A 21,154-nucleotide genomic window follows, 5' to 3' on the forward strand; every position below is an offset into this window, starting at 1 on the left:
AGGACAAGATCAACGCGGAGCGGCCGCCGTCCGAGCAGGTCATCGACGAGCACCGCGACAAGTTCGGCGACGAGTACCGCCTGGCCACCGAAGGCCCCCACCCCGTCGAAAGTCTCCGCGACAAGCCCGCGTCGTCCTAGCCGTGCCCGCTGTGGCCCGGAGACGCTCGGACGCCGAGCCGGTGAGCCTGCTCCTGCCGGGGATCCTGCCGGGGATCGTACTGGGAGTGGGGCTGTGCGGGTTCGTCGACGGGATCCTTCTGCACCAGGTGCTGCAATGGCACCACATGCTGACCAGCACCGACACCGACAACATCGGCGTGAGGTACTACTCCCCGCACACCGTCTCCGGGCTGGAGATGAACACCGTGTGGGACGGGATCTTCCACGTGGTGTGCTGGCTGGCGGTGCTGGCCGGGCTGGCGGTGCTGTACGCGCGGGTCACCCGCCACCGGCGCCGGGTGTGGACGTCGCGGGTGCTGTGGGGGTGGATTTTGGCGGGGTGGGGGCTGTTCAACCTCGTCGAGGGAATCGTCGACCATCACGTTCTCGGCGTCCACCCTGTCCGCGGCGGCCCCCACCAGACCTGGTGGGACGTCGGGTTCCTCGTCCTGGGCGCCGCGCTGCTCGCCGCCGGTCACCTCCTGCAGCTCGGGTCATCTCGGAGTGTGGGCCATCTGCTGGACGGCCGCCGACCACGACACCGGATTCCATGATCATGACGTGTCCCGCGGTGCCGTACGCGTGGCACGAGGCGCCATCCGCCACGAGCGTCTGCGGCTGGACGGCACCGGAACCGAACACTCCAGTGAACTGGTGGAGGAAAGGCACACCTTCTCTTTCGACGAAACCCACATCCACTGCATGCGCTACGAGCCCCGGGCAGGGCGCACGGTCACCATCCACGCCTACTCGCCGCCACTCGAACGCACGGGCCAGTACGCCAACGGCGACGACGGTCTCCTGCAACCGGGTACCGACCTCCTCGGCCGAGCCCTGACACCGCACCTGAAATACCGTCCCGAAATCTCCCACGTGTCAGGCTCGTAGCCTTCAGAAACGCCTTTCCCACCGTGCGCGGCGGGCCCGCTCGCCCGGACTGCGGCCACGGGTTCCTACAGGCTCATCCACGCCCTGACCTACGCCGGCTACGACGATCGGGTGGCCGCCGGCCGTAAGCCTCATCGCGAGACAGCGGGCCCACATCGGTGTGCCGGCCCATGCGCCTGGCAGCGTGACGCTGCCCAGGGCCAGGTCCGGATCGAGAAGCCAGGGCATCGGCGACGGCACCCGTCACGAAGCCGTAAACCGCCTTATGCAGCACGTCCACGCCCAGTTCGAGGCGAGGCCAGGACGCCGGAGGCGCACCGACACCGGTGGCGTTCTCCAACAACTGATCATTAGTGAGCCGCACCACGGTGAACTTCGCCGAGGACCACGGGCCCCGCAACCCCGCATGCGCCATCGCCGAACGCAAGACCCCCAGCAGCGCCCCCTGACCGTAATGCATGACCCAGTTCAGCGGCACCGGCTGGCGCCCCGGACGCTCCGCCATGCCCGCAAGACGCTCCAGGACCCGCGCGGGGACGTGGGAGTCCGGCCGCCCGGTCAACCGCTGCTCCAGCTTCTCCCCCAGCGTCATCACCACCGTCCCTGCCGTTCCGGCGACCAGGCCCTCCCCCACCGCACGTTTCATCATGGCGCCCCGATACCCCACAAAAGTCGTTCTACATCCCCAGAACCGGCCCCGCGACGAGGAAGCCGGTGATCAAGGCACCACGTCGAATGCACCCAGCGGCATACGACCAACCGGCCAGGTGGGCTCACATACCGCCCGAGACCACCGTCCACAACAGCCCTCGCACGCAGCCGCGCCGGGCGGCTCGACGACCCTGATGTCGGTGGTCAGCGGGCGCTCTGATCCCCCTCATGTGAACTCGGGCCGGACTGCCCGGCGCCGGTCACGGGCAGAGGAAAACCGCTACGCGGTCGCACCTGGGCGGCATACAGCACGCTGGTCGGCGGCCCGTCAGGCGCCGGTACGCCCACCGCGGCGAACAGCCCTTCGTCGGCATAGTCGAGCAGCTCAGCCGATCGCAACGGCCACGGCTCATGGGCGAACGGCAAATACAGCGGCATTCCGTACCAAGGGGTATGCGTGCCCCACCGGGCGGTGACGAAGTCCTCGGCGGTACTGGCCTGGTGGGGTTCTTGGATCCGCAATGTGAACCCGATGCCGGCCCCCGCCGGGCCGGGCAGCCGCCGCGAGGATTTGTAGCCGACGATGTCGCCATAGCGATATCGGACCACTGTCGACCACGAGTAGGGCAGCCGCAGCAGTGCGCGGGCGGCCGTGACCACAGGCAGCCGTCCCGCCTCCATCGCCAGGAACACCGTGCTGCGACGGCCGTCCGCACCGACGGTGTAGAGGCGCACGTTGAGCTCGTCGAAATCACCCATATAGGGGAGCCGCAGAAGGCCACCGATGCGGACTTCCGTCAACCGAAGTCCCACCACCCCGACCCATGTCTTCCCTTGACGCACATCCAGTTTCGTACCGGCAGGCACCAAATGCTCCAGAACGCTCGGCTCGTAAGGCCAATGCAGGAACACCACGTCCCGCCAAGCTTGCGTTGACACCGCCAGTGAAATCTCGCGTGGCGGAGAGCGCGTGACCGGCTCTACTACTGCGCGACGGCCGTCGGAAGCCGAGTCATCCAATTCCATCGGCCTCACCTACCCGCCTGCTGCACCATCATGTTCCGTGCTGACCGTTGCTCCGGCTCTTGTGTGGCACGGGCGATGGCCCCGGCCGCAGCCACCGGGCCGGCACGCTCGCCCTGGCAACGGTCGACGGCTGGTACAACGCCGTCTCGGGTAGGGCGGAGTCGGCCCCGCTCGTGCGTTCCAGCAGCGGGGCCGCGCTTGCCCAGTGTCGCCGTCAGGTGCATGCCGCCAACAGAACGCCTACCACCGGGACGAGCCCGAGGCTCTCCAACCCCGCAGGCGCGACACCGGTGCGCATCCGCCACACCGCCGTCCGGTGGTTTGAGTTACAGGCAGGTACATCTGGACTTGTAGGCCGAGGACTTGGGGGCGGAGACCTTGATGCGGGTGCGGAGCCATTTCCGCGTGTTTCGGTGATCTCACGGCATGCGGTGGCGAGGTCGGGAAGGTCACGGTCGCGGGCGGCTTGAGTGGCCTGGAGGAGGAGTTCTGCGACGTCTGCCGCAGGACCTCACAGGCCCGTTCGAGCGGGCAGCGAGGGCGGGCATGATGACGCCGATGGCTGGGTCGATGGTGGTGCCCGCGAGGTCAGCGCCGTGCGAAGATGCCCGGTCAGGCCGCCCGGGTCGCCGATGCGCACCGCCAACGCCACAGCCCCGGACAGGATCTGGGAGTACCCGCGGGCCTGACTGATCTGCTCCGGCCCGAAGGCGTCGATGTTGGGGCGTAGATGTTCAGCGCCCCCCGGCCTTGGCTGTCGCCACCGGGATGCAGTGGTATCGACAGCGAGGACCGCACACCGTGCTCCAGCGCATGGGCGGCGTAATCGCCCCAACGGTCGGGATGATGCAGACCTTTGAGGAGCACCTGTTTCATCGGTGCGAATCGAGTACAGGCACGCCCGCGGTCCAGGCTGTACGGCACCTCCGTCGACCTTCTCTGCGAGCGCGTCCGAGGACGCCACCGTCGCCGGCCGGCCGTCGGTCTTCATGGTGATCCCGCACAACAGGCCCTCGCCGATCGTCCCGGCGGCCAACTGCGCGATGTCCAGCGTGGAACCCTTCTACGCCCTCGGTGGCCAGCAGCAACTGGTGCAGCTCCGCCACCGCGTCGGAGAACGTTCTTGGAGGCAGTGCGGGGGTGATCGACTACGACGCGTCAAAGACCGCGATGGTGGCGTTCACCAAGTCGATACCTCCACCCGGCCAAGAAGGGCGTCCGTGCGAACGTCGTCGTGCCCGGCCCGACCTGGGCCCCCCAAGCGTCGCCGACCAGGGCTATCTGGAAGGGCAGATCCGCGACATGGGGAGCGCGACCCACCTCGACAGACTCGCCGTGATCGACAGGACTTGGGGCCCGTCAGTTCTTGCGTGCTCGCGCGGGCGCTGGCCGGGTCGATCGCGCGCCGCGAGCAGCAAAGGCCCCAGGGCGTGGACCTCGTCCACGGACCGCCGGTCGACCCAAGCCGATTGAGCTTGTTCTCCGGTTGCGGCGTCTGCCCGCGGCACTCTCCGATCGCAGCCAGGCGACGATCCAGGCCGCCTCCATGACGCCGTCCAGCAGATAGGTCCACCGAAGCGTCCCTCGGGCGACGTGAACGAGGTCGATGGTCAAGAGCGTCGCGGCCGCGCCGAGGCCGATCCGGCGGGCGTGGCCCAGGCCGTCCGGTGAGGTGCCCGCGCGCAGCTGGGTCCAGCCAGCCGATATCAGCAGACCGGCCACGGTCTGCTCAAGCCACCTGTCCTGTTTGGGCCCGAAGACCCACTCAAAACTCCTCATGCTCACCAAAGGCCACGCCCCGCCCACCACATTGAACAGACCCTGACCGCGTGCCAGCCCCGCGGGATCACGTGCCACGTGCCTGCTCCTTGCGCACCGCGATGGAGGGGTCCGGTTCGTCGCCTTCATTGCGGCCTGACGGCAGCCGACTCTGCGGTTCCCGCCCGGCGGAACACGTCGGCGACCGCCGCCTTCCGGAGTTGCTCCAGACCGGCGAGCGCCCTTGAGTTTGAGCCGTCCCACCTTCTCGGCCGTCCACACCGCCAGGCTCTTGTACCGGCGGACCGGCAACCCGAGCTACCGCACAATCGACAACAGGGCCCCCGGTCGGCGGCGACGTCGTCCGCCAGCCTCCTCAGCCGCTCGGCGTCTTCCGAGCGGCTATGTACCTGCGCGACCCTGCGGGCCAGGCCCACACCGCCGACCGCCGCCGCGAGATGGTCGTGCAGATAGATCCCCAGCAGCTCCCGGGAACGAGTTTCTCCCATCCGCAGGCGATACCCGGAGCCTGCCGAGTAAACGGCACCACAGCCACCAATGGCCCGGACCCGTGGCCGAACGACTTCGTTAGGCGCGCCGAATGCGGGGCATACGGTTCGGTCCGGACCCCAAGGCGAGGACGACATGACGGCCACAGCGCGGAGCCTCGGCCGGGCACCTCGGCCCCTTGTCCGGCGAGCGACAGCGCGATGGGGGAACGGAGCCCCTGATGCACACGAACGATCCGTGGGCGACGCGGCACCGGAAGCTGCCCACATGGCATTGAACGGAGGATCGCCATGAGCAAGAGCGATAGGCCGTTGGCCTTGGTCACCGGTGCGTCCAGCGGGATCGGCCGTGAGCTCGCGGCGGAGTTCGCCCACCACGACTTCGACGTGCTGATCGCCGCCGAGAACGAGGAGATCGTGACCGCCGCACAGGCCATCGGCGCCGCGTCTCAGCGCGAGGCCACGCCAATACGCGTGGACTTGGCGCACCCGGAAGGGGTGGAGGAGCTGTACGCGGCGGTGAAGGCGACAGGACGGCCCCTTGCCGCCGCTGCGATCAACGCCGGCGTCGGGGTCGGCGGCGATTTCGCCCGCGACAACGCCCTCACCGACGAGCTCAACCTGATCGATCTCAACGTCAGGTCGTCGGTGCATCTGGCCAAGCTCGTCCTAGGCGACATGGTCCGCCGGAAGCAGGGACGGCTTCTGTTCACGTCCTCTATCGCCGGAACGGCGCCGGGCCCCTTCCTGGCGACCTATGCCGCGTCCAAGGCTTTCCTGTACTCCTTCGCCGAAGCGCTCCGCTACGAACTGCGCGACACCGGCGTAACCGTCACAGCGGTCCTTCCCGGCCCCACCGAGACCGCCTTCTTCGAACATGCGGGCGTCCTCGACACCAAGCTCGGTCAGGTATCCAAGGACGATCCCACGGACGTCGCGCGGGAGAGCTACCAGGCGCTCATGGCAGGCAAGGACCACGTCGTCACCGGCTCCCTCAAGAACAAGGCCCAGGTCGCGGCGGCCAGAGGCATGCCCGAGACGGCCAAGGCCAAAATGCAGGCGAACCTCTCCGAACCGGGCACCGGGTGAACCGTCGAAAACGTGGTCCGCGGCAGCACGGGGATCCGAGCCGGATCCGCTGTCGTGGGGAGAAGCGCCGATGGCCACCTTGGCTCGCTACCCATCTGCCGACCGAAGTCGATCTCACGAATTACGAAGATCTCCGCACCTGCGCGCAACGGCTGCTGGACGTCGGCGTCCCCGCCATGATCCTCGATCTGACCGGCTGCAGATTCTGTGACTCCACCACTGTGGACGCCATTCTGCGCACCTACCTCCACGCCGGGGTGCGGAACACGCCCCTGGCCCTGCGGCTGCCGCCGTCCGGCATCGTGCGACGTGTCTGCGCCATCACGGGCGTGACCCGCATCCTCCCCCTTGAAGAGGCCGAAGCGGCTGACGGCCGGGTTCCCCGCTGCCGTCTCCGCTCAGCCGGGGGGCGGTTCCGTCGCTGAACGCCTGTTCTGGAATCGCCGCACCGCGTGTTTCTCCGAGCGCCGGAGCCGGCTGAGGGCCACGCCTACCCCGTCGTCCTTGTAGGGTGCGGCGGCACTTGAGGGAATGCAGGTCTCGCGCCTGCTCAGCAGGTCCCTGCAACAGCTACGGCCGCGGCATGCTGCCGACATGACACCCGCCTGATCCGCCGCGCGTGAAGCCAAGCCTGAGCTTTCACCCGATCGCACTCACGTTAACGGCGAGGACGCTGGCGGGTCTCAGGGACCGGTCGCCCCCTCGAAGGTCGCGTGGTCTGCATTCGGATGCTGGATGATGCCTGTATCGATATGCCAGCATTCGACCATTCGAAGACCGCGCCCGGCATCTACCGCGCCGGCCCTTCCGGCGCTCAGAGGGCCTTGAACTGCGGTGACCGGGCGGGTCTCGGTCTGTAGCTTGGGTCGGAGGCACATCGCCGTCTTTGAGTCCTGAATCGGTGGTTTCCTGTGGTCGGATTTCGCTAGCGGAGGTGCGGACGGTGAAGGCAGACGGATCAGGGCCGTCGGGGGCCCGGCTGAACGTCGAGGTAGACCCGCTGGTTGAAGTGACCCTGCAGCTGCGGAACCTGCAGCACGTCCTGGCCGAGGGGGAGTCGCTGGAGATGGTCCTGGGCCGGCTGGCCGAGACTGTGCGGTCATCGATCGATGACGTCTGGGCGGTCTCGGTCACCGTGGTGTCACCGGAGGGGGCACGGACGGCGACCGCGACACACGAGTCGGTGGTGGCCATCGATGACGGCCAGTATGAGGCTGGTGAGGGGCCGTGCCTGGAGGCGGCCCGTGGGCGGCGTCCGGTGCGGGCGAGCGTGCAGGAGGCTCGGCAAACGTGGCCTGCATTCGCCGATGCGGCGGCGGCAGCGGGGTTCAACTCGTACCTGTCGGTGCCGTTGATTCTCGACGAGCAGGGGCCCGTGGTGGGTGCCTTGAACCTGTACGGGCGGGGCCGAGGTCTCTTCGATCCCGTCGACGAGGCGCTGTTGCGCCTCTTCACCGCGGCCGCGTCGGCTGCCATCGTCAACGCCCGCCGCGGAATTCAGGCTGTTGAGATGGTCGAGCAACTGCGGACGGCGCTCGCTTCGCGCGCGGAGATCGACCAGGCCAAGGGTGTCCTCATGGCCGTCCACGGCATCGATGCGGATGAGGCGTTCGAGTTGCTGGTCCAGCGGTCACAGCACGTCAATGTCAAACTCCGCGATGTGGCACGGTCACTGCTGGCCGATGTCCAGCTGGCGCAGCCACAACCTGACGACGCGGCACCATAGCGTCTCCCGGCCGCCGGGTTGCGGTGCCGGTCGAACACCGCGGCTGTGCTCCCGACCCGGCTCGTACCACAGCCGAGGAGCACATCGACCCGGCCGTTGGACGAGACGACGGACCTTCCCGGGCCATTCGGCATGGCGTCCCGACGTACTGACGCCCGGTCACTGAGAGGCGGTCTGGAGGTAGACGGTGAAGTCGGCGGACGCGCCGTCGCCGCTCACCACGGCACGGGCGAGATCCGACATCCTGAGCCCACGGTCGTGGGCGAAGGCGCGGAGCCGGTCGAACGCCTCGTCCGGCGTGAGCTGATGGCGTTCGGCCATGATGCCCTTGGCCTGCTCGATCGTCACTCGGCTGGTGAGCGCTGCTTGGAGCTGGGCTGTCAATGTCGCCTGCCGGTTGAGGTAAGGCTGGCTCGCGATGCCGAGAGTGGAGATGTCGGCCAGCGCCTGGCCGATGTGCAGGAGGCCGGTGTCCAAGCCTCCGGGAGCGAGGCTGAAGAGGTTCAAGGTCCCGATCATCTGATCGCGCAGCCGCATCGGCAGCGCGTGCACCGCGCGGTAGCCCGCCTTCGCGGCGACCACCTGAAATGTGGGCCACCGGCCGGGCTCGTCCCGCAGGTCCGGACAGTCGATACGTACCCCGGCGCTGTAGCAGTCGGGGCCCGGCCCGTCTTTGCTGTCCAACTGGACCTGCTCCATCGCGGTGGCCTGTGCGGTGGAGGCGGCGATCAGCTGGAGCTGGTCCTGCTGGTTGGACACCAGCACTCCGACCGCGTCCACCCCGAGCAATCTCGTACACCGTTGCACGAGCAAATCCAGGAAATCGATCACATCGAAGTCGGTGACCAGCACGTCGGCCAGCTCGATGAACACCGCGGCCAGGCTGGCCGGTTCCGGAGACCGGTCCGTGGCATCCGGCTGTGGCGGTTCTGTCAAGGACATGTCGCTCTCCTGCCGGTGTCGAGGGCACGCAGCCCTGGGACGATGGTGCTCTGACCCAGGGCGATCATCCGTCCTCCTGGTTCTCGGGCTCGAACCGCAGCTCCCGTCCCTCGATCCGGCGCGCGACCTCACGCAACGGCAGATCGTGGGCGAACGCGTAGGCGCGTATCCGTGCATAGGCCGCGTCGATGTCGACCGCGAGTTGGACCGAGACCATCCCGGCGGCGCGGTGGATCACTGAAGCATCCTGCCCGATCCCGTCGACGCTGAGGACGCTCTCAGGCACCAGCAGCTCCGGAAGCGCCAGCATCACCGTCAACGCCGCCGACGCGAACGCCAGCGCGTCGGCCAGCTGGGCAGGCTCCAGCGGCCCCGTCTCATCCCGGTAGAGGTCCAGGGTGCCGGCGCGTACCGCACCAGCCTGCAGCGGAAAGGCGAAAACAGCCCCCGCGCCCAGCCGCACCGCCGCCGCCGCGAAGCCCGGCCACGCCTGCTGCCACTGGCGGGCGCCCAGATCCTCGACCAGCACCGGCGCACCGCTAGTCCACGCCTGCGTGCACGGTCCCTCACCCAGTACGAACTGAAGATCCTCCAGCCGTTCCGCAACCGGGTCTGTGCAGTGCGCCATGATGCGCCGGTCCACCGTGTCGCCGACCCACAGTCCGGCTCCCGACACGCCCACCGCCGAAACGCAGGCCGCGCACACGTCCCCCGCGGTCGCGTTCCCGCGGCCGCCGGCCCGCTCCCCGATCAGCTCCCACACCCGATGCCCGCGGCCCGATCCGGCCATCAAACCCACCCGCCTTCTGGGCGTCCGGAGCGCCGACTGCCGGTCGGCCGCTTCCCGCTGATCGTTCGGCCAACAGAACCGCACGGACTTCCTACCGCGTCCACACTAAGGCAACCGGACGAGCCGAACTCCGTGCCGTCTCCGGGCCGCGTCAGGAGCTCTCACACGACAGGCCCCACCCGCCGGCCAAGCGATGTACGCCGAGATGGTCGTGTGTCGCGTCGCTGGGGCCAGGCCGCACCCGAGGAACCCGCCGCATGGGGCGTCCCGTCCCGGGTAGGGGGCGCCGACGGAGCGGAAATGGGGTAATCATGCCTGATGATGCGATCACCCTCACCTTCATAGGGAACGCGACGACAATCATCCGGTACGGCGGGCTGACACTGCTGACCGATCCGAACTTCCTGCGCCGGGGCCAGCGGGCCCATCTCGGCTACGGCATCACCAGCAAGCGCTTGAAGGACCCTGCTATCCCCGTCGACGGCCTGCCCCCGCTCGACGGTGTCGTCCTGTCGCACCTGCACGACGACCATTGGGACCAGGTGGCCGAGCAGCACCTCGACCGCCGCCTCCCGATCCTCACCACGGGCGCAGCAGCCCGCGCGCTACGCGACCGCGGATTCCGCGAGGCCGCGGGCCTGCGCACCTGGCAGACCGGGACCCTCTCCAAGGACGGCCACCAGATCCAGATCACCGCACTGCCCGGCCGCCACGGGCCCGGCCCTCTGCGCCGCCTGCTGCCGCCCGTCATGGGCTCTCTTCTTGAGTTCTGCCCGCCCGGGGGCGACCCCCGATTCCGGCTCTACATCAGCGGCGACACACTCATGTACGACGAACTCGCCGAGATCCGCCGCCGCTACCCCGACATCGACGCCGGACTCGTCCACCTGGGCGGTACCAGGCTTCTGGGCTTGCTCACCGTGACCATGGACGGCCGCCAGGGCGCGCAGTGGCTCCAGACCACCGGCTGCGCCACCGGGATCCCCGTCCACTACGACGACTACACCGTGATGAAGTCACCGCTTTCCGACTTCGAACGCGAGGTCACCCGGCTCGGCATGGGAACCCGCCTGCGCCACATCGACCGCGGCGGCACGCTCACCCTGGCACGAGCCTCAGCATGACCCCGCCACTCGGAACGCCGACACGTCCAACCGATCCTGACCGCCGGCATCACCACCAACCACCGCGGCGACCCATCGTGTTGTTGCCAACCCGGTTAACTCGACACGGCTAGTGAGCGCCAGCTCCGCACCGCCATCCGCAGTGCCTGGATGACAAGCCCCGCGCACTCGTGCTGGAACCGTCAGGACTGCAATTCCTCGACTGCACCGGCCTGTCGCTCCTGATCTGGACCCGCAACCAACTGCACCGGCATGCAGGCACCCTGCGGATCCGCAACCCACGACCCGTCGTCCGGCGGGTGCCGGACCTGGGCGGCCTGACACCACAGATGGTCTGACAGGCCCCGGCAAGGTGCACTCACCCCGTCACAAACCGCCGCAGGCGGTCCCGTAGGCCCACGCCGAGGAAACGCGGGACCGCATCCAGCCCGGTGCCAGCGGGGTTGGCAGGAGGAGCGGGCTCGATGTGGATTCGCACCGCTCGGCTCCCCAGGGTCCACATGCCGCAGCTCATCCAGCGCCATCACCACCCAGCGCCTCGATCCGCGTCAGCTCGGCATCTTGCCGCGCCGATCGGGGCGGTCTGCGGCCGCGGTGGAGCTCCAGCGGCGGCTCTGTTGTCGGCAGGCCGAGCGGATCAGCGAGGATCTCCCGGCCACGCTGCCGATCATGGAGAGCAGAGCACCACTCGGCCAAGCTGGTGGACGGAATGCCCAATGTCACCAGACGCCCCCCTGTTTGCCGCGACACAGACCGTCCAGGCATTCCGCCGGGGAACAACAAGACGGTGGGCCGGTCGCGTCCAGGTCGGCCCGTCCGCGTCGTTGGTCGACGGCTGACTCGGAAAGAGTGGACTGTCGCCGGTGGTGAGAGCGACGATCTGGGCCACGGCAGACCGTACTGGAGCAGCAGGCACCCGGCGACCCGGTCGGCGAGGCGAGCCGCGCTGGGATCGGTTTCGAGCGCACGGCGAGAAGGACACGCTGGGTGTCGTTCATGATCGACCGGTTCTCGCCATGCCGGGCGGCGGCCTCCCGAAGCGGGCAGGGGTGAGCACCCTTTCGGTCTCGGGCCCTTGTCTCAGCCCTGGACATTCCCGCGCCCCCGCGGACAAACGACCGCCCGAGGGGCCATTGCCAACAGCCGGGACACCAAGGCACCAGCGGCACAACCTCAGTCATTCGCCCTGGCGGGAATGGCTGCGCACCGGGCCACGCAGGCTCGCGCACACGATCGCCCGACTCGGAACCACGGCTCCAGAGAACCGGTCATTTGTGAGAACACGAGAGTTACCGACCGCCCACTGCCAACTGCACTCGGCCATGGTGGCTTCAGAATCCCGGGGCCTTGTCATCGCCGGGCTTGGAAGGCTGGACCTCATCGACCGGTGCGTCGAGCCGGGGCCGAAACCTCTCGAAACGCTCCCTGGCAGCGGCGGCGTCAGGCAGGTCCAGTACTGCGGCGATCTGCGCCCAGTCCAGGCCTACCTCATGTACGGCGCCCAGCAGGTCAGCCTCCAAGCGGTCCATATCCAGCCGGGCGGCTTGCAACACCACCAGGGCCGCGCCCAAGTCCGTGGCGGTCGGAGGCTCCTGCCCGTCGGCGTGTGCGGCACGGATCGCGGCGATCGCCTTGTCGACGGCTTCCACATCCGGCAGCGGGTGTTCGCGAGCCTCCCACAGCAGGGCCTCAACTCCCTTCCCGAAGCGGCGGGTCAGATGGGCGCGCGCGGCGTGCACCATCTGCGGCGACGGAATCGGAAGATCTCCCACCTCCGCACCGTAAACCTGATCTCCCGGACCGACCCAAAAACGCACTGCTCATTCGGGGAGGTAACAGGATGGACCAGAGATATCAGACGAAGGCAGGGGTCACGGTCCCTGAGTCTGCTCCAGACCCGGCGGCCGCCGGTCCTCCCCATCCCCGGACCGACGGCCTGGCGGTTCATGTTCCGCAGACCGCGGCGGAGCTGTTGCAGGCTTCGGGCCAGCAGCCGGGCGACGTGCATCTGGGAGATGCACAGCTGCGCGGCGATCTGGGTCGGGGTCTGGTTGCCGAAATAGCGCAGCAGGACGATGGTGCGTTGGCGTTCGGAAAGCCGCGCGAGCAGGGGGCACAGCGCATGGCCGTCAACTAGATGGTGCAGGTCGGGGTCATCGACACCAGGTGCTCACCGACGTGCCGGGGTCCTCGGTGGCGGGCCCGCCGACCGGAGCGTCCAGCGACAGTGGCCGGTATGCCTCGCTGGCCACCCAACGCGTCCATGGTCGCCTCGTGGCCGATACCGACCCGGTCGGCGAGTTCGGCGGTGGTGGGCGAGCGGCCATACTCGGCGGTGAACTCGGCGATGGCCCTGAACAGGCGAACACCGCGACCCGCCTAGCGGGGGTGACCGTGGACGACATCAACGACCGGTCCCGGTGTGCGGTGTCAAGTACGTGGTGCTAGCCGCGGCCTCCGCGGTCACATGCTCCAGCATCTGATTACCGGTATATGGACGCCGCTGGAACTGGTGCTGGGGGTCTCGATCACAGTGCTGCTGCGTGCCCCGCCCCGCGGCCAGGACCCGCGACTGACCTGCGCCCTGCACGGCAGGCACTGCGGGTTCTGACCAGTCCGGTGACCACACTGACGCTGAGTACCGGGACATTGGCAGCGGTTTCCTTCACGCCGCTCTACGACGCCACGATAAAACATGTCGTGGTGCACGCGGCACTGCACGTCCATTTCCCGATCTCGGGCTGCCCTGTTCGCTGGGGCATCGCCGGTCCCGTCCCCACGCCTCCCATTCCGGCTGGCCGTGCTAGGCAGCGCCGCCGCGACACCATCAAGCGTTCGGACGCCAAGGCTCAGCGGACCTTCGCCAAGGCGCACGATTCGGCGGTCGAGGAGTACGGCGAGGGGCAGCGGGCCCATCGCGTCGCGTATGCGGCGCTCAAGCACACCCACGAGAAGGTCGGCGATCATTGGGAGCCCAAGAGAAGGGCGCCGAGGGCCCGTCCGACGCGCAGGCCGAAGGCGGACGCACGACCTCACGCAAGACCGCTGGGGGTGTGGACGCCAACGCCTCCAAGAAGCACCTGTACGACGTGGCGAAACGGCTCGACATCTCGGGTCGCTCGACCATGTCCAAGGGCGAGCTCGTGAAGGCCATCGAGAAGGCCAACAACCGCAAGACCGCTCGGTCGAGATCATGAACTAGGGGGAATCATGGCGGACAACCCGTCGTTCATCGAGGTTCAGAAGTGCCTGGCCGGGATGGACTACCCGGCGTCCCGGGACGACCTGGTCCAGCACGCGCAGCAGCACGGCGCCGACGAGCAGATGCTGCGGGCGCTGCGAGCCATGCCCGACCGGGAGTACGACGGCCCCAGCGGGGTCAGCACGGAGATCACCAAGACGTCCTGACCTGCCGGGGATGACCTCTGGCAACACCAGCCCGGGACCAGGAGGTGGTGCACCGCGTGACGCAGGCGGGCCTGACAGCGCCCGCGTGATCCGCGGCCTGGAAGGTTTCGTCGCCGCCAGTGGCATCCACACCATCGGATCCTGTCGCTGATCGAACACCTTACGCTGGCAATCATCATCGTGGACGTCACCGACAAGACCTGCCCCTACCTGCCGCAGCTGGAAGAGCTGATCACCTCGGCTTTGTCGTCATCGACCCGGCCGAGGTGATTCGCTACCTCGGCCGCCCTGCGCCACCGCCCTCTACCGCCTGATGAAGGAAAAGATCACCAGCGTGTGGTCGCTGGAGGACATCTCACCCGGATGCGCCACTCGGCCTCCTGACGGACTGGCCGCTGGCCACCTCCTGCAGCGCAGGGGCGAGCCGTAAACCCCGGGTCGTCCCGCCACCTGGCGGCATGGCAGGCCACGGCGGGCCGTCTGAACGGGAGCATGACGTCCATCGCATGGTTTCTCATTGGCCCGGCGCACGGGCATCCGATGGACGCACACACGGGGACTCTGCGGGGCGCTGTTTCAGCGCGGAACCGAACCCGCGTTCACAGATCAGGCCCCGCGCGCAAATGACTCTTCAACGCCTTAGCGGGTCCTCCGCGCACCAGGCACAGCCACCTGGCAGGCCATGCTTCATGGCGGTCGCGGATCGGCAGGCTGGCTGCCAATCCGGTTCCTGCATGCTGGCCGGCGTTGCAGTCTGCCCGTCTGGCTGCGCCAGTCAGTCGTCACGGTGGCGCTTGGAACCGGCCACACCGTAACCGGGCTTCGGCTCGGGAGAGGCGTCTTGTTGCTTGCCCTTGTGGATGTCTTCCAGCCGTTCGGCGTGATGGTGCGGCTCGTGCTCGGGCCGGGTGTGCGGCTGCTTGGACGCGCCCGTGGTCGCGTGCTCGCCGCTCGGCGTCGACCCGGCGGCCCGAGCCTCGCGCGCCTTCGCCCTGCGCTGGGCCTCGTTCCCCTCCATCTTCTTGCCTGACATGCGTGCTCACCTCCACGTCTTCAGATCCGGCCAAGAACGCCCCATACCCGTCGGCTCCCAGCTCAACCGGGATCTGCGGCCGTTTGGAGGGTGGCGCGCCGGGCGGTTCCGCCGCAGAAGCACGTACGGCGCGCATCGAAGCCACGGAGAGCACATCATGAGACTCGCAGACACCCGGGAGATCGAGGAGTTGCTGGGGGACCTGGCGTTCCCGGCGAGCAAGCAAGAGATCGTCGAGCACGCGCATAACAGGGGACCGGAGACGGAGGCGGAGCGCGCGTTGTCGTCCCTTCCTCTCGGCACCTACGGCAACGTGGCTGAAGTCGTCCGCTCGGTCCCGCTCGAACCGGACCCCGGGCGCAGCCCGGCCGAGCAGGACTACCAGCGCCGTCACCACAGCAGGCCCGGTCTCGCCGAGCACATGCGCGATAGCCGGCGTCCGCCCGTCCAGGACGAGCTAGGCCGCGAGGACGAGTAGTGGTGTGACCAACACTCGCTCACTCCCGGCCGCTTTCAATGGGCCTGAGCGGGATCTGCACCGTTGCCTCGTTTCCGAACGTCCGGCGCTGCACTACCGCTGAAAGAGCGACCCCCAGAAGGCCGAGTCGGCGCTGCCCCGCCCCGCGGGTCCCATGAGTCGAGGCCGTACATGGAACATCCGGGGGGAGATGTTGCCGTTCTCCCGATCCAGCGCCTCAAAGAACCTCGGCCACGGATCCAGACGATCAGAAGACTGTGAACCGCGACGGGATCGTTAGGCGGGCGCCCGATAGGGCGACCGTGAGCGCCGGTCTGCGGCGGACCCCGTAGGGGGTACCACGCAGACCGGCGCGCGATTCTGTTCCATCACCACCGATCGCCGCAGCCGCCGCGTCCTGCTGGGTTCCCACGATCTCGGACGTGATCGTGACTTCGCATTCCACCTCGTTGGCGTTCCGGGTGTAGCCCATCCGCAGCCGGGACACGTCCAGCAGCCGCCGCAGCATCGGCCCGGGAACGCGCTCTAGATCGATCGTCCCGACCGGCAGCAGATCCAGCAGTTCGGGATACGGACGCGACGGTGCCGTACTCCGCACGTCCTGTAGCTTGGCCTGCGCAGCTTCCAGGTCGCCAGCGATCTGTGCGGCACGTTCGTTGACGTTCTGAACGAACGCCTGGCTCGGCTCATCCAGTTGTTCAAGCAGTTCAGCACTCGCGCCCGGCGCCGAGCCAGATCCGCGATCTTGGTTTCCAGGGCCGTGACGTGCGCCTCGTGTTCGCGCAAGTGCCGATCGTCCAGCCCCAATCAACTGGGAATCAGAGGTGTCGGGACCGATACACGGCCAGTCCAGGTAGGGCTCCACACCTTCAGGCTCAAGAACAAGGCTGCGGATGCGTCGACCGTTGTGGAGATCGCCGTGGCGGCGATCGAGGGTCTCCGGGCGGGCAGACGACAGGGTGACAGGCGGGCGGGCGTACCGCAGGTTACCCACGGTGAGATGGACGAAGTTGAGTTCGTCCTCCACCCCGGCGGCGTCGCGGCCAGATGCACGGCTTCGATCAGCGTGGTGCCCGTCCCGCACATCAGGTCGACGACCAGGTCGCCGGGGCGGGTGAAGGCGTCGATGACGGTCGCGGCGATGGCGGCAGCGTATTGCCGGGGTGGCGCATCGACTCGGAGGTGTAGCGGCCCTGACGCTGCATCGGCTGGCCGTTGCCGCAGCTCGACCAGATCCTGGATCACCTCCCAGGATCCAGTTCCCGTGCCGCGATCACATCGCAGCGCCGCCTGCAGAAGCCCGCGAAGGCGGCCTCAGTCGTCCGCCGGCGGCCAGCCGTCCGTGGCCCAGGGAGATCAAGCCGGCGGTCGAAGCGGCCACCACGTCGCGAGGCCCGGCCGCACCATCCGGGCGCCCGGCCGGCCGCGAATTGGCCGGCGAAACAATCCCTATCCAGTGCGTTGAGCTGCATCTTGTAGCACAGAGTGCTGATGAGATCTGTCGACGCGTGCACCCACCCCAAGGTTTACATTCGATGATGACCACATATTGTCAGCCCTGGCAAGGGACTAGGTAAATCTTCTTTTACTCTCAATTTCTCGATGCGGCTTTCGTGCCGGATTACGGTCTTGATCGCACCCCGCGGTTAGTACATCCGTTCGAGTCCTACGAAAGGACCGCGCATGAGAACCGACCGTGCACTAACTGTCACCTGTATGGCGCTCGGGGCGCTAGTGGCCGGCACGGCCTTGGCCGGCTCCGCATCGGCGGCGCCTGACACGTCCGCGCAAAACCAGGTCAATGACCAAATCAACCGCTTCGGTGGCGTGCAGACCGGTCCAGCGGAAGTCTCCTATGGCGGCGGAACCGCCAAGGTCGTCTTCCAGACCAACGTCGCAGGAACACCAAACTGCCCAAGCGGCTGGTACTGCTTCTATCAAGAGAAGAACTGGGACGGTCGGCGACTGCAGTTCCAGGACTGCGGCGGCTCCCAGTCACTCGAAGATTACGGATTCAAAAACCAGGCAAGCTCCCGGCACAACAACTCCAGGCACAAGGTAACTGTCTACGATCGCGACACCGACCCCTGGACGACGCTGTGGGTCATGACAGCACGCTCCAGCTCCTCCTACGTCGGCGCCTCCGCCGATAACAGAGCCGACCTGTTCTACACCGAATGCGGCTGAGGAGGCACCCGTGATCCGCTCCCGCATCACCCGCGCATTCGCAGCGATCGGCACGACCGCCATTCTCGCGGTGGCCACCGCCGGCCTCACCACCCCCGCCCTGGCCGCGCCGGTCGACCCGGTACAAGGCTGGTCCACGCTGGAGCTGAAAAGCTGGTCAGCGCTCCCTAAAACCGTCAAGCCCGGCACGGACCTCAAGCAGTACGCCGCGCAATCAGCCGAGGCGACCAAGCGCAACGCCAACAGCGACGATCCCGCCAATCCAGCGGCGAATCCCACGCCGATGCCGGTCGACACCCGTCCCGGCGCCAGGCAGTTCGCACCCAATTACGACTACTACACCCTCGACACCTGCCGCGCACTGCAGGGCGACAACATCGACTTCCAGAAGTACAAGAATCACTTCGCCTACTGCTACGTCGGCACCGGATCCATCACCGACTGGGGCCGCGACAAAGACGGCAACGTCATTACGCTGGGCGTCGACACCTTCCGGCTCACCATCACCGGCGAGGGCATCACTGGCGACCAGAAGATGAAGTTCTGGGCTGCGGTCGACAAATGGACCTCCCACCCCGGAGCATGGAACGACTACCGGTTCCAACTGGACATCTTCTGCTTCGCGCTACCACGGGCCAACTGCCAGCCAAACAGCAGATGGGAATCCCACCCACGCAAGGAGTGGAAGTCCACCTACAACAACAAGCCGCTGACATGGACCTTCGATACCTCAAAGGCGACCGGCGGCGGCGATGGGAAGCACAACGACAAGGACGCCGTCTCTTACTACGAGGCATCCCCGTCAATCAACCTGCCCGACGGGCTACGGCCGACTAACAGGAACGGATACAAAGTACCGTTCCGATGCGACCGCGCCAGCTACGTCTACGTCGGCGGTGGTTCAACCAAGAAGCCTTACGGCTGCATCTATCACGAAGTGCCCGCCACGTTCGCCCTGTCCCGCACCGCCCACGCCAACATCTCCGAGGTGATCCAGCACATCGAAGATGCGCAGACCGGCCAAGGTTCCAAGACCAAGCCACCCGCAGTGGGTGTGATCATCCCCGGCGGGAAGAAATCCGGACAGCAACTCTCACGCAACTACTACCAGACACACGATGTCGCAGGGAACGGCAGCCTAGAGGACAAGTCCCGGGCACAGGTGGTGAGGATCTGCTCCGACCCGCAGTACTACACACAGCCCTACACCACCGGACCAAACGGTGAGGCCAGAGACTGCGACGAATATCCGATGGCCGCCACCTACCAGAACGCGGCCACAATCGGTTCAACGGGACGGTGGTACTCGGCCAGGCCCCTGAACCGCAGCCAGAATCGCAGCGCAGGAAATGCCTACAAAAATTGGATGAGGGACGACCACATTCTGGACAGCGACTGGTTCTGGGTACGCATCGACCCATGATCGGCTGAGCCACTGAGTGGGCAAAGCGGGCCGTCCCGCTTCTAGCGAAGCGGGGCGGTCCTCGTTATCTTTGACCGATATGAGGCCCCCGCCCTTCCAGATCACGGTCCGTCTCCCAGTCAGCTTCGGCACCTACTTCCTCGCCGAGGAGGAAAGCCCTCTGGAAGACAATGGAGTGGAACAGATCTTCAACACCAACACCCTCGGCACCGTCACCGGCGAGGGCCATGCCGCCTTCATGGCCGGAACGCACACCGGAGACATCATCCTCACACTCACTGCATCCGACAGCGAGCCGCCCCTCAACCTCAGCGACTGGGACATCGTGGTCGACCTCACCTACATCAGCCCGCGGGGAGAAGCAGTGATCATCAAGTCTGGAGGCGAGGAGCACCCTGACCTGCGTGGCCGCAGCCCCATGCGGGGAGTGCCCGGCAAGTACAAAATTCGGGCACACGCGCGGGGCCGCAGCGCCGGCCACCTCGCAGAAGGGCAGTTCCCCGGCGACCAGGAACCGCCCGAACACCACCTCATCTGCGTATGGCCCGCCCCACACGCCGATGAGGGGGAGACAGTACACCAGACCGACTCGTTCGCAGACACATGAGGCTATGGCGAGCCATGGGCTGGACTACAAATCAACGCCCCTCGCGCGCATTCCGGGCTGACCCGTTCTTGAAGGCCGGGCGCGACGCACTCTAGCCAGGGCTGTAGACCGTGCATAAGAGTTGGTCGCAGTCCTCCACCTGCGGCCCAGGTGACAACGAAGCCCTGGTGAAAAACGTGTCTCGCCGAGGTCGGCTCCGTTCGCAAGGGCGAGATGTACGACGACGAGTCAGGCAGGGCGGAGCAAAACGACCACCCGCGCTATCAGTGCTTTTCTCGAGATCATCGTCGGTTGATATGCGGCTGAAGGGAGCTGCTCGTGCCCGCAGATATCCGCCTCACCCGCCGTGGCGTGCTGGGGAATACCGCAGTGGTCATGGGGGGAGCGCTGCTCGGCCTCCTCGTCGACCCCATCGTGGCCCCGACGCAGGCTTCAACGTGGGCCGCACCCCTTATCCACACGCGCCACCAGTGGCAGGCCCGTCCGCCCAAGGTGGAAGCGACCGTGCTGGACCGGGCCCCCGACCACATCGTCGTGCACCACACCGCCTCGGCGAACTCCACCGACCAGTCGCTGGAACACGCCTTCGAACTGTCCCGCGCGATCCAGACCTTCCACATGGACGACAAGGGCTGGGACGACATCGGCCAGCAGCTCACCATCAGCCGCGGCGGCCACCTCATGGAAGGACGCAACCGCACCCTGGAAGCCCTCAACGCCGGCCACCACGTCATGGGCGCCCACACCCTCAGCCACAACGACCACACCATCGGCATCGAGAACGAGGGCACCTACATGACCGAGAAGCCCACCGAAGAACTGTGGGTGCAACTCGTCGCGACCTGTGCGTGGCTATGTGGTACCTACCAGCTCGATCCGCACGCAGCGATCGTCGGACACCGTGACTACAACGCCACCGCCTGCCCCGGCGACGTGCTGTATGCGCTACTGCCGGAGTTGCGCAACCAGGTCGCCGACCGCCTGGGCCAACGGCGTGTAACGCAGAGCTTCCCGGCTACGCCCAGCGGGCTTCCCGGACCGCGTTACACCTTCGACCACGGACCGGCGGCAGGGCCCTGAGCCCCATTCCACCACGGGGGCGAGCAAGACCTTTGGCAGTTCCGGACACGCTCAGGCGTCGCCTTGCCCACGACCGTGATGTGACTGCAAGCTGTCGCGCCTCCTCCCAGCCCCAGAGCAACCTGCTCGATCTCCCCGGCCTGTGACCTTCCGCGCGGGACGACCACCATCGGCAGGTCGGGCAGCGCAGCCAACGACAGCGGATCGTCCGGCGGTAGCGGCGAGCCTGGCGGGAAGGTCTTACGTTGCAGCTTGGGCAAGTCCTGCGAGATCG

The 21,154-nt window shown here is 67.2% G+C and carries 22 protein-coding genes and 1 pseudogene; 15 read left to right on the plus strand and 8 right to left on the minus strand.

Annotation, left to right across the window (positions count from 1 at the left end):
• Nucleotides 1-142 precede the first annotated feature (142 nt).
• Both E1287_RS20430 and E1287_RS20435 read left to right on the plus strand, forming a co-directional pair.
• On the plus strand, nucleotides 143-715 hold the full coding sequence (locus E1287_RS20430; RefSeq protein ID WP_243719241.1) for a DUF2243 domain-containing protein: 573 nt from the start codon (nucleotides 143-145) through the stop codon (nucleotides 713-715).
• Nucleotides 666-1,049, plus strand: a complete 384-nt coding sequence (locus E1287_RS20435) for a hypothetical protein (RefSeq protein WP_131966642.1) — start codon at nucleotides 666-668, stop codon at nucleotides 1,047-1,049. The genes E1287_RS20430 and E1287_RS20435 overlap by 50 nt, the downstream gene beginning before the upstream one ends.
• 73 nt (nucleotides 1,050-1,122) lie before the next feature.
• On the opposite strand, the gene E1287_RS20440 is transcribed toward E1287_RS20435, so the two are convergent.
• On the minus strand, nucleotides 1,123-1,698 hold the full coding sequence (locus E1287_RS20440; protein WP_131966643.1) for a hypothetical protein: 576 nt from the start codon (nucleotides 1,696-1,698) through the stop codon (nucleotides 1,123-1,125).
• A 206-nt stretch (nucleotides 1,699-1,904) separates the two neighbouring features.
• Nucleotides 1,905-2,726, minus strand: coding sequence for a DUF2071 domain-containing protein (locus E1287_RS20445; protein WP_131966644.1), 822 nt, complete (start codon nucleotides 2,724-2,726; stop codon nucleotides 1,905-1,907).
• 2,558 nt (nucleotides 2,727-5,284) lie between these two features.
• Here E1287_RS20445 and E1287_RS20455 point away from each other — a divergent pair.
• From E1287_RS20455 to E1287_RS20465, 3 genes are all read left to right on the plus strand, one after another.
• Complete coding sequence (locus E1287_RS20455; protein WP_131966645.1) at nucleotides 5,285-6,082, plus strand: SDR family NAD(P)-dependent oxidoreductase; 798 nt, start codon at nucleotides 5,285-5,287, stop codon at nucleotides 6,080-6,082.
• Nucleotides 6,079-6,507, plus strand: coding sequence for an STAS domain-containing protein (locus E1287_RS46625; protein WP_131966646.1), 429 nt, complete (start codon nucleotides 6,079-6,081; stop codon nucleotides 6,505-6,507). The genes E1287_RS20455 and E1287_RS46625 overlap by 4 nt, the downstream gene beginning before the upstream one ends.
• A 518-nt stretch (nucleotides 6,508-7,025) precedes the next feature.
• A complete protein-coding gene (locus tag E1287_RS20465; RefSeq protein WP_207934336.1) occupies nucleotides 7,026-7,808 on the plus strand; it encodes a GAF and ANTAR domain-containing protein in 783 nt (260 codons plus the stop codon).
• Nucleotides 7,809-7,967: 159 nt separating this feature from the next.
• Here the strand turns inward: E1287_RS20465 and E1287_RS20470 are convergent, their stop codons facing one another.
• Nucleotides 7,968-8,750 (minus strand): GAF and ANTAR domain-containing protein, encoded by a 783-nt coding sequence (locus tag E1287_RS20470; RefSeq protein ID WP_131966647.1) that lies wholly within the window; start codon nucleotides 8,748-8,750, stop codon nucleotides 7,968-7,970.
• A 64-nt stretch (nucleotides 8,751-8,814) separates the two neighbouring features.
• Nucleotides 8,815-9,540 (minus strand): GAF domain-containing protein, encoded by a 726-nt coding sequence (locus E1287_RS20475; protein WP_131966648.1) that lies wholly within the window; start codon nucleotides 9,538-9,540, stop codon nucleotides 8,815-8,817.
• Nucleotides 9,541-9,851: 311 nt separating this feature from the next.
• Between E1287_RS20475 and E1287_RS20480 the strand changes: the two genes are divergently transcribed.
• Together E1287_RS20480 and E1287_RS20485 are read left to right on the plus strand one after the other, a co-directional pair.
• Nucleotides 9,852-10,664, plus strand: coding sequence for an MBL fold metallo-hydrolase (locus E1287_RS20480; protein WP_131966649.1), 813 nt, complete (start codon nucleotides 9,852-9,854; stop codon nucleotides 10,662-10,664).
• Between the two features lie 146 nt (nucleotides 10,665-10,810).
• Nucleotides 10,811-11,002: an STAS domain-containing protein gene (locus E1287_RS20485; protein WP_131966650.1), complete on the plus strand. Its 192-nt coding sequence runs from the start codon at nucleotides 10,811-10,813 to the stop codon at nucleotides 11,000-11,002.
• 993 nt (nucleotides 11,003-11,995) lie between these two features.
• Here E1287_RS20485 and E1287_RS20490 read toward each other — a convergent pair.
• Entirely contained in the window at nucleotides 11,996-12,436 is a 441-nt protein-coding gene (locus tag E1287_RS20490) for a hypothetical protein (protein WP_131966651.1), read from the minus strand.
• Entirely contained in the window at nucleotides 12,379-12,810 is a 432-nt protein-coding gene (locus E1287_RS20495; RefSeq protein WP_131966680.1) for a sigma-70 family RNA polymerase sigma factor, read from the minus strand. The genes E1287_RS20490 and E1287_RS20495 overlap by 58 nt, the downstream gene beginning before the upstream one ends.
• Nucleotides 12,811-13,131: 321 nt before the next feature.
• On the opposite strand from E1287_RS20495, the gene E1287_RS45750 reads away from it, so the two are divergent.
• The 3 genes and pseudogenes from E1287_RS45750 (at nucleotide 13,132) to E1287_RS20510 (ending at nucleotide 14,072) form a co-directional block, all read left to right on the plus strand.
• Entirely contained in the window at nucleotides 13,132-13,275 is a 144-nt protein-coding gene (locus tag E1287_RS45750) for a cytochrome c oxidase assembly protein (RefSeq protein ID WP_243719245.1), read from the plus strand.
• Between the two features lie 176 nt (nucleotides 13,276-13,451).
• A pseudogene (locus E1287_RS20505) lies at nucleotides 13,452-13,861 on the plus strand (ChaB family protein).
• Between the two features lie 13 nt (nucleotides 13,862-13,874).
• A complete protein-coding gene (locus E1287_RS20510; protein WP_131966652.1) occupies nucleotides 13,875-14,072 on the plus strand; it encodes a DUF2795 domain-containing protein in 198 nt (65 codons plus the stop codon).
• A gap of 775 nt (nucleotides 14,073-14,847) precedes the next feature.
• Here E1287_RS20510 and E1287_RS20515 read toward each other — a convergent pair.
• Entirely contained in the window at nucleotides 14,848-15,105 is a 258-nt protein-coding gene (locus tag E1287_RS20515) for a hypothetical protein (RefSeq protein ID WP_131966653.1), read from the minus strand.
• A 157-nt stretch (nucleotides 15,106-15,262) separates the two neighbouring features.
• Between E1287_RS20515 and E1287_RS20520 the strand changes: the two genes are divergently transcribed.
• A complete protein-coding gene (locus tag E1287_RS20520; RefSeq protein ID WP_131966654.1) occupies nucleotides 15,263-15,583 on the plus strand; it encodes a DUF2795 domain-containing protein in 321 nt (106 codons plus the stop codon).
• Nucleotides 15,584-15,830: 247 nt separating this feature from the next.
• On the opposite strand, the gene E1287_RS43855 is transcribed toward E1287_RS20520, so the two are convergent.
• Nucleotides 15,831-16,610 carry a hypothetical protein gene (locus E1287_RS43855; RefSeq protein WP_165969108.1) on the minus strand — a complete coding sequence of 260 codons (780 nt, stop codon included), beginning with the start codon at nucleotides 16,608-16,610 and terminating at the stop codon, nucleotides 15,831-15,833.
• Nucleotides 16,611-17,266: 656 nt separating this feature from the next.
• Between E1287_RS43855 and E1287_RS20535 the strand changes: the two genes are divergently transcribed.
• The 4 genes from E1287_RS20535 to E1287_RS20550 all read left to right on the plus strand — a co-directional run bounded on the left by E1287_RS20535 (nucleotide 17,267) and on the right by E1287_RS20550 (nucleotide 20,880).
• Entirely contained in the window at nucleotides 17,267-17,770 is a 504-nt protein-coding gene (locus E1287_RS20535) for a peptidase inhibitor family I36 protein (RefSeq protein WP_131966656.1), read from the plus strand.
• Nucleotides 17,771-17,780: 10 nt separating this feature from the next.
• On the plus strand, nucleotides 17,781-19,193 hold the full coding sequence (locus tag E1287_RS20540) for a hypothetical protein (RefSeq protein WP_131966657.1): 1,413 nt from the start codon (nucleotides 17,781-17,783) through the stop codon (nucleotides 19,191-19,193).
• Nucleotides 19,194-19,272: 79 nt separating this feature from the next.
• Nucleotides 19,273-19,800 (plus strand): hypothetical protein, encoded by a 528-nt coding sequence (locus E1287_RS20545; RefSeq protein ID WP_131966658.1) that lies wholly within the window; start codon nucleotides 19,273-19,275, stop codon nucleotides 19,798-19,800.
• 318 nt (nucleotides 19,801-20,118) lie between these two features.
• Nucleotides 20,119-20,880: a peptidoglycan recognition family protein gene (locus E1287_RS20550; RefSeq protein WP_243719247.1), complete on the plus strand. Its 762-nt coding sequence runs from the start codon at nucleotides 20,119-20,121 to the stop codon at nucleotides 20,878-20,880.
• Nucleotides 20,881-21,154 lie beyond the last annotated feature (274 nt).

The sequence above is a fragment of the Actinomadura sp. KC06 genome (genome assembly GCF_004348735.1).
GTDB lineage: Bacteria > Actinomycetota > Actinomycetes > Streptosporangiales > Streptosporangiaceae > Spirillospora.

What these genes read in the sequence shown, in the direction of transcription:
- E1287_RS20440 (WP_131966643.1), bottom strand. Translation starts at nt 1,698, where the DNA reads ATGATGAAACGTGCGGTGGGGGAGGGCCTGGTCGCCGGAACGGCAGGG.
- E1287_RS20445 (WP_131966644.1), bottom strand. Translation starts at nt 2,726, where the DNA reads ATGGAATTGGATGACTCGGCTTCCGACGGCCGTCGCGCAGTAGTAGAG.
- E1287_RS20455 (WP_131966645.1), top strand. Translation starts at nt 5,285, where the DNA reads ATGAGCAAGAGCGATAGGCCGTTGGCCTTGGTCACCGGTGCGTCCAGC.
- E1287_RS20470 (WP_131966647.1), bottom strand. Translation starts at nt 8,750, where the DNA reads ATGTCCTTGACAGAACCGCCACAGCCGGATGCCACGGACCGGTCTCCG.
- E1287_RS20475 (WP_131966648.1), bottom strand. Translation starts at nt 9,540, where the DNA reads ATGGCCGGATCGGGCCGCGGGCATCGGGTGTGGGAGCTGATCGGGGAG.
- E1287_RS20480 (WP_131966649.1), top strand. Translation starts at nt 9,852, where the DNA reads ATGCCTGATGATGCGATCACCCTCACCTTCATAGGGAACGCGACGACA.
- E1287_RS45750 (WP_243719245.1), top strand. Translation starts at nt 13,132, where the DNA reads ATGCTCCAGCATCTGATTACCGGTATATGGACGCCGCTGGAACTGGTG.
- E1287_RS20510 (WP_131966652.1), top strand. Translation starts at nt 13,875, where the DNA reads ATGGCGGACAACCCGTCGTTCATCGAGGTTCAGAAGTGCCTGGCCGGG.
- E1287_RS20515 (WP_131966653.1), bottom strand. Translation starts at nt 15,105, where the DNA reads ATGTCAGGCAAGAAGATGGAGGGGAACGAGGCCCAGCGCAGGGCGAAG.
- E1287_RS20520 (WP_131966654.1), top strand. Translation starts at nt 15,263, where the DNA reads ATGAGACTCGCAGACACCCGGGAGATCGAGGAGTTGCTGGGGGACCTG.
- E1287_RS20535 (WP_131966656.1), top strand. Translation starts at nt 17,267, where the DNA reads ATGAGAACCGACCGTGCACTAACTGTCACCTGTATGGCGCTCGGGGCG.
- E1287_RS20545 (WP_131966658.1), top strand. Translation starts at nt 19,273, where the DNA reads ATGAGGCCCCCGCCCTTCCAGATCACGGTCCGTCTCCCAGTCAGCTTC.